3 protein-coding genes are annotated in these 7,859 nt (G+C 72.4%); 2 read left to right on the top strand and 1 reads right to left on the bottom strand.

Translation table 11 applies throughout. From position 1 onward, the window contains the following. Window positions 1–661: class F sortase (locus ACOJTC_RS04210; protein WP_420115829.1), on the top strand; the 661-nt coding region annotated here is incomplete at its 5' end. Between the two features lie 67 nt (window positions 662–728). Here the strand turns inward: ACOJTC_RS04210 and ACOJTC_RS04205 are convergent. Further along, window positions 729–5,795, bottom strand: coding sequence for an NAD-glutamate dehydrogenase (locus ACOJTC_RS04205; protein WP_420115828.1), 5,067 nt, complete (start codon window positions 5,793–5,795; stop codon window positions 729–731). Window positions 5,796–6,155: 360 nt separating this feature from the next. Between ACOJTC_RS04205 and ACOJTC_RS04200 the strand changes: the two genes are divergently transcribed. Further along, window positions 6,156–7,859 (top strand): penicillin-binding transpeptidase domain-containing protein (locus tag ACOJTC_RS04200; RefSeq protein ID WP_420115827.1); only part of this gene is annotated, 1,704 nt, incomplete at its 3' end.

Raw genomic sequence — 7,859 nt, 5'->3', positions numbered from 1 at the left:
CGTCGTCCTCCTCGCCATGGCCGGCTCCGGCATGATCGGCGCCTCCATCCGGACCACGCCCCCGCCCCGTCCGCCGCAGCCGGCGGCCCAGGCCGCGCCGCAGAACGCCCCCACGGACACCCCGGCCGGGGACACCGGGCCGGTCGACGACCCGGACGCGCAGGTCCCCGCCGACGCGAGCGTGCCGCCGGGCCCCGACCCGCTGCCCCGCTCCGCCCCCACCTCGATCGTGATCCCCAGGATCGGGGTCAACGCGGGGATCATGCCGCTGGGCACCAACCCGGACGGCACGGTCCAGGTGCCCCCGCTGGACCAGGCCCAACAGGCCGGCTGGTACGAGCCGGGCGTCAGCCCCGGCGAGACCGGCAACGCGGTGATCGTCGGGCACGTCGACTCGGCGCAGCTCGGACCGGCGGTCTTCTTCCAGCTCGGCTCGCTCCTGCCCGGCGACACCGTCGCGGTGGCGCGGGCCGACGGCAGCACCGCCACGTTCACCGTCGACGAGGTGCGGTCCTACCCGAAGACGCAGTTCCCCACCGACCTGGTGTACGGCCCGAACGACCGTCCCGGGCTGCGGGTGGTGACCTGCGGCGGCCAGTTCGACCAGGCCGCCGGCAGCTACCAGGACAACGTGATCGTCTTCGCCACGCTGACGTCCTGAGCCGGCCCGGTCACCGCACGACCGCGCCCGTGGCGGAGGTCCCGCCCCGGGCGCGGTCGGCGTTCGGTCAGGCGGCGGCGGACGTCCGCACCAGGGTACGGATCTGCCGCAGCAGCACCGAGAGCGAGGCGAGATCCGCCCGCGACTCGTCGAACTCCCCCATCGCCCGGTGCGCCCGGTGGATCGAGGTGGCGTTCGACTGCTCCCACTGGAGCACCCGCTCCTGCGGCGGCAGGTCACCGGAGGTGGAGTCGAGCACCTCGCCGGTCAGCGCGGCCAGTGCGGCGTACAGGTCGTAGCGCAGCGCCATCCGGGCCAGCGTCTGCCAGCGGTCCTCGCGCGGCAGCAGGGAGATCTTCGACAGCAGCGAGTCGACCCGGAACCGGTCGGAGAGCACGAAGTAGACCGAGGCCACCTCGCCGACGTCGCGGCCACTGGTCCGCGCCGTCTCCACCACGTCCAGCAGACCGAAGCTGTACATCAGCCGGGTCGCCCGTCCGGCCAGCTCGGCCGGCAGCCCCCGGGCGGTCATCGCGTCGATGTGCTCCTGCAACGACTCCCGCTCGCTGCCGTGGAACCGGTCCTGCAGGTCGGGCAGCAGCCGGGCCACCCCGTCGCGGAGCCGCTCGATCTCGGCCGGCACGTCGATCGGGGACCGCCGGTTGGTCACCAGCCACCGGACGGCCCGGTCGAGCAGCCGGCGGGTGTCCAGGTAGACGCTGGTCTGCAACTCCGGCGGAACCTGGTTGTCCAGCGCCTCGACCGCGTCCCACAGCTCGCGCAGCCCGAAGACCTCCCGGACCACCACGTACGCCCGGATCACGTCGGCCGCCGACGCGGCCGTCTCCTCGACGACCCGGAAGACGAACGAGATGCCGCCCCGGTTGATCGCCTCGTTGACCAGGACCGTGGTGACGATGTCCCGGCGCAGCCGGTGCCGGGCCATCCGGTCGGCGAACCGCTCGCGCATCGGCGTCGGGAAGTAGTTGACCAGGACGTCGGTCGTCCACTCCTCGTCCGCGAGCCCCTCGGCCAGGATCTCCCGCTCCAGCACGATCTTGACGTACGCGAGCAGCACCGCGAACTCCGGCGCGGTGAGCCCGGACTCGGTGCGTACCGCCAGCTCCTCGTCCGGGGGCAGCGCCTCCAGCGCCCGGTCGAGCTGGCCGGCCCGCTCCAGTTCGCTGATCATCCGACGGTGCACCGGCAGCAGCGAGGCGGCCTGGGCCTGCGAGTTGTTGATCGCCCGTGCCTGGTCGTAGTTGTCCCGCAGCACCAGCTCGGCTACCTCGTCGGTCATCTGGGCGAGCAGTTCGTCGCGGGCCGGCACGTCCAGCGCGCCGTCGGCGACCGCCGTGTTCAGCAGGATCTTGATGTTCACCTCGTGGTCGGAGCAGTCCACCCCGGCCGCGTTGTCGATGAAGTCGGTGTAGATCCGGCCGCCGGTCTGCGCGTACTCGATCCGGCCGAGCTGGGTGCAACCCAGGTTGCCGCCCTCGCCGACGACCCGGCAGCGCAGGTTCTTGCCGTCCACCCGGATCGCGTCGTTGGACTTGTCGCCGACCTCGGCGTTGGTCTGGCTGGACGCCTTCACGTAGGTGCCGATGCCGCCGTTCCAGAACAGGTCCACCGGTGCGGTGAGGATCGCCTTCATCAGCTCCGGCGGGCTGAGCTGGGTGACGTCGTCGGCCAGGCCGATGGCCGCCCGCACCTGCGGGGTGATCGGGATCGACTTGGCCCCGCGCGGGAAGATCCCGCCGCCTTCGGAGATCAGCTTCGGGTCGTAGTCCTCCCAGGACGACTGGGGCAGCCCGAACAGCCGCTGACGTTCCCGGAAGGAGGTGGCGGCGTCCGGGTCCGGGTCGAGGAAGATGTGCCGGTGGTCGAACGCGGCCACCAGCCGGATGTGTTCGGAGAGCAGCATCCCGTTGCCGAACACGTCGCCGGACATGTCGCCGACGCCGACCACGGTGAAGTCGGCCGTCTGGGTGTCGTGGCCCAGCTCGCGGAAGTGCCGCTTGACCGACTCCCAGGCGCCCCGGGCGGTGATGCCCATCTTCTTGTGGTCGTAGCCGGCGGAACCGCCGGAGGCGAACGCGTCGCCCAGCCAGAAGCCGTGCGCCGCCGAGATCTGGTTGGCGATGTCGGAGAACGTGGCGGTGCCCTTGTCCGCCGCGACCACCAGGTACGGGTCGTCGGGGTCGTGCCGCACCACGTCCACCGGCGGCACGATGTCACCGGAGACGATGTTGTCGGTGACGTCGAGCATCGCCCCCACGAACTCCTGGTAGCAGGCGACGGCCTCGTCCCGGTCCCCCGGCTTCTGCTTGAGCACGAAGCCGCCCTTGGCGCCGACCGGCACGATCACGGCGTTCTTCACCATCTGCGCCTTGACCAGGCCGAGCACCTCGGTGCGGAAGTCCTCCCGCCGGTCGGACCAGCGCAGCCCGCCCCGGGCCACCGGCCCGTAGCGCAGGTGCACGCCCTCGAACCGGGGCGAGTACACGAAGATCTCGAACTTGGGCCGGGGCGCCGGCAGGTCCGGGATGGCCTGCGGGTCCAGCTTGAACGCCACGTACGGCTTGGGCCGCCCGTCGGTGCGCTTCTGGTAGAAGCTGGTCCGCAGGGTGGCCTGGATCAGCGTCAGGTAGGCGCGCAGGATGCGGTCCTGGTCGAGGCTGGCCACGTCGTCCAGGGCGACACCGATCGCGTCGACCAGTTCGCCGCTGCGTTCCCGGCGCTGCTCCGCCTCGCGCCCGTCCGGGGCGAACCGCGCCTCGAACAGTTCCACCAGCAGCGCCGCGATCCGCGGGTACGCGATGAAGGTCTGCTCCATGTACTCCTGGGAGAAGACCGCCCCGGTCTGCCGCAGGTACTTCGCGTACGCCCGCAGCACCACCACCTGCCGCCAGGTGAGGCCGCCGCGCAGGACCAGCTCGTTGAAGCCGTCCACCTCGGCCTCGCCCCGCCAGGCGGCGGCGAACGCGTTCTCCACGTGCGGGCGCACCTCGGCCAGCTCCTGGTGGCCCTCCGGCAGGCGCAGCCCGAAGTCGTACAGGAAGACCCGTCCGTCGATCCGGTCCACCTCGTACGGGTGCTCGTCGACCACCCGGACGCCCAGCGAGTGCAGCACCGGCAGCACGGCGGAGAGCATCATCGGCTCGCCGTAGCGGTAGACCTTGAACCGGACGTCCATCGCCTCGTCGGCCGGCTGCCCGGCCCGGGGCGCCCACTGCTTGCGGAACAGGTGCATCTCCAGCTGGCCGGGTTCCTCCAGCAGCTCCAGCTTGGCGAGGTCCTTCATCGCCTCGTACGGCGTGTGGGTGTCCTTGTAGCCCTCCGGGAACGCGTCGGCGTACCTGGTGAACAGGCGCTTGGACTGTTCGTCGCCGAGCTTGCGTTCGAGCACCAGCCGGTAGTCGTCGTCCCAGAGCCGGGTGGCGTCGGCCAACTCCTCGGCGAGCAGGTCGGCGTCGATGTCACCGGGCGGGTTGTTCGGGTCGGTCCGGACGATGAAGTGCACCCGGGCCAGCATCGACTCGGTGACACGGGTGGTGTAGTCCACCCCGACCCCGTTCAGCTCCCGCAGCAGGATGTCCTGCATGCGCAGCCGGTTCTGGGTGGTGAACCGGTCGCGGGGCAGGTAGATCAGGCACGAGATGAACCGCCCGTACGCGTCGCGGCGCAGGAACACCCGCAGCTGCCGCCGGCCGGCCATCCGCAGTACGCCGGTCACCGCGTGGTACAGGTCGTCGGTCTTGATCTGGAACAGCTCGTCGCGCGGATAGGTCTCCAGGATCTGGAGCAGGTCCTTGCCGGAGTGGCTGCGCTGGCTCAACCCGGAGCGGTCCAGCACCTCGGCCACCTTGCGGCGGACCACCGGCAGCTCCCGCACGCTGGTCCGGTACGCCGCGGTGGAGAACAGGCCGAGGAACCGCCGTTCGCCGACCACCGCACCGGTCGAGTCGAAGATCTTGAAGCCGATGTAGTCCAGGTAGGCCGAGCGGTGCACGGTGGCCCGCGAGTTCGCCTTGGTGATGATCAGCAGCCGCTTCTCCATCACCTTCTCGTGCGCCTCGGGCGTCATCGACGACAGCGCCCGCGCCTCAGGCGAATCCGACCGCAGGATGCCCAGCCCGGTGCCGAGCACCGCCTCCAACGCCGGGCCGCCCTGGCCCCCGGAGTCGACCAGCCGGTACTCCCGGTAGCCGAGGAAGGTGAAGTGGTCGTGGGCGAGCCACCGCAGCAGCTCCACCGAGTCGGTGATGTCCTTCTCCGGCACCGGCGGGCGGTCGTCCGCCGTCCGGGCCGAGGCCAACTCGTCGGCGAGCGCCAGGGCCCGCTGGCGCATCTTCGGCCAGTCCTCGACGGCCTCCCGCACGTCGGTGAGCACCCGCTGCAACTCGCGGCGCAACTGGTCCCGCTGGTCGGCGTCGCGGACCGGATCGATCTCGATCCGCATCCAGCTCTCCACCAGGTCACCGGCGATCGCGTCGTCCGGCTCCACGTCGGCGGAGACCTCGGTCAGCCGGCCCAGCGGCTCCCGCCGGACCACCACCAGCGGGTGCACCAGCAGGTGTACGTCGAGGTGGTGGGCGTTGAGCAGCGCGGTCACCGAGTCGACCAGGAACGGCATGTCGTCGGTGACGATCTCGACGACGGTGTGGTGCTGGTCGGCGTCGGGGGGCAGGATGCGCAACTTCAGCTCGCCCGGCACCCGCTGCTGGGCCAGGTCCCGGTGCGCCCGCGCCGCGTCGAGCATCTCCTCGGCGGTGAACCCGATCAGCTCCTCGTCCGGCGCGAACCGCCAGAACCGGCCCACCAGGGTCGCCGCGTCGTGGTCGTCACCGGCCAGCGCCACCGCCTGCGCCACCAGGCGCTCCGCGTTGGGCACCGGCTCGTCGAGCTCGGCGTCCTCCACGTCCTCACCGAGCGCCTCCACCGGAAGGCCCAGGTCGTAGAGGGTGTCGATGCTCGAACCGGTCATCCCGGTCACGCCGCTGTCGAGTCGGCCGTAGCCGTCCCCGTCGATCGGCGGGCTGTCCCCGTCGGTCGCCGAATCGAAGCTGTCGTCCCGGCCGGTGTCGCTCTGCCGGAGGTCGGGTACCGGTTTGATCGCCGGACGCCGGTCCATCGGTGCCACTCCCCTCGACGACCCACCGCGTTGTGGGTCACTCTGCCGCCCCACCTTAGGCCCTGCCGCTTCGTGCCTCGGCCGGTGGACCACCGGTGGGACGTCCGGTTCGGGACTCTGGCCTGGCATCCGTGGCAGATGCACGATCGGCCGGGTGTCGAGTACCCCGCCTCGGGATGTTCATCACACCTCCGGGTCCACCACTTCGGGCGGCCCGCCGGGCCCGACCGACCCCGGCCGGCGACCGGGCCACGCCGACGTACGGCCTGGCCGGACGGCCCCGGCGACCGCACGGGGCGGTACGGGCGGCGACGGCGTACTAGCGTGCAGGGCAGCCCGCCGTCCGGAAGGTGCAGCTCCATGCCCCTGTCGTACCCCTACCGCCGCCCCGGCACGCCCCTGCGACGGGGGCTCGCGGCCCTGACCGCCACCGTGCTGGCGGCCGGCGCCCTCGTCGGCTGCTCCGCCGACGACGGGCTGACGGGCAGCGCGGACGCGTTCCTCGCCGGCTGGCGTTCCGGCAAACTGGACACCGTGGGCTTCGTCGACCCGACCGGGGCGAGAGTGCCCGCCGGCACCGTCGTCGAGGAGATCAAGGCCCTCTCCGGCGACCTCGCCGCCACCCCACCCGCCCTGCGGCGCGTCGGGGAGGCCGAGGTCACCAAGAACCTCGCCACCACCACCGTCGACATCCGGTGGACGCTGCCGGGCGGGGCGGCCTGGGCCTACCAGCGGCCGCTGCGGTTGCGGCAGAACTCCGGCGACGACAAGTGGCAGGTGATCTGGGAACCGCAGGTGCTGCACGAGCAACTGACCAAGGGCGACCGGTTGACGCTGCGGCGGACCGCCGCACCCCGGGCCGGGTTGCTGGACGGCGCGGGACAGCCGATCGTGACGCCCCGGCCGGTGGTCCGGATCGGACTGCAACCCGGCGAGATCCCGGACGTCGCGGCGCTGGTGGGGCGGCTCGACGCGGCGTTCCGGGCGGTCCGGCCGCCGATCAGCCCCCCGGTCGACCTCGCCGACCTGCCGCAGCGGCTCCGCGACGCCGACCCGGACGCGTTCGTCGAGGTCGTGACGTTGCGGGACGAGGCGTACCGGCAGATCCGTTCCCGGATCTACGACCTGCCGGGGACGAAGTTCCGGTCCGAGAAGCTCGACCTGGCACCGACCCGGGAGTTCGCCCGTGCCCTGCTCGGCACGGTCGACCCGGCGCAGGCCGACGACCTCGCCGCCCACCCCGACCGGTACGCCAAGGGCGACCTGGTCGGCCACGGCGGCCTCCAGGGCCGCTACGACGAGCGGCTGCGCGGTGCTCCCGGCACCACCGTGGAGATCCGCCGGCCCGCGCCCGAGGGCGGCAGCACCGTCGTCACCGAGGCGTTCCGGCAGGAGCCGGGCCCCGGCCAGCCGGTCCGCACCAGCCTCGACGTGGCCACCCAGAACGCCGCCGACGGCGCGTTGCGGGGCGAGAAGCGACGCTCCGCCCTGGTGGCGGTACGGGTCAGCGACGGTGCGGTGCTCGCCGCCGCCAACGGCCCCGGGGCGGCCGGGGAGAACCTGGCCTTCACCGCCCAGGTGCCACCGGGCTCCACGTTCAAGACGGTCAGCGCCCTGGCCCTGCTGGACAAGGGCGCGGTGACCCCGCAGACCACCGTCGACTGCCCGAAGACCCGCGTGGTGGACGGCCGCCCGTTCAAGAACTCCGACGACTTCGTGCTGGGCAAGGTGCCGTTCCGTACCGACTTCGCGAAGTCCTGCAACACCGCGTTCGTGGCGCTGGCCCCGCAGCTCGGTCCGGACGGGCTGGCCGCCACCGGTCGTACCCTCGGGTTGGAGGGCTCGTGGGACCTCGGCGCCGACGTCTTCACCGGCAAGGTCTCCACCGGCGGCGGGCCGACCGAGCAGGCCGCCGCCGCGATCGGTCAGGGCACCACCGTGGTCAGCCCACTGGCCATGGCGGGGGTGACCGCAGCCGTCGCCCGGGGCCGCTTCGAGCAGCCGAAACTGGTGCTCGACCCGGCCCCCGCCGCGCCCGCCGCGGCCGGCCAGCCGCTGCGGGCC

Source organism: Micromonospora sp., from assembly GCF_048594385.1.
Lineage (GTDB): Bacteria > Actinomycetota > Actinomycetes > Mycobacteriales > Micromonosporaceae > Micromonospora > Micromonospora wenchangensis.
Note: the sequence above shows the minus strand (reverse complement) of the source record. Positions and strands in the feature narration are given on the sequence as shown.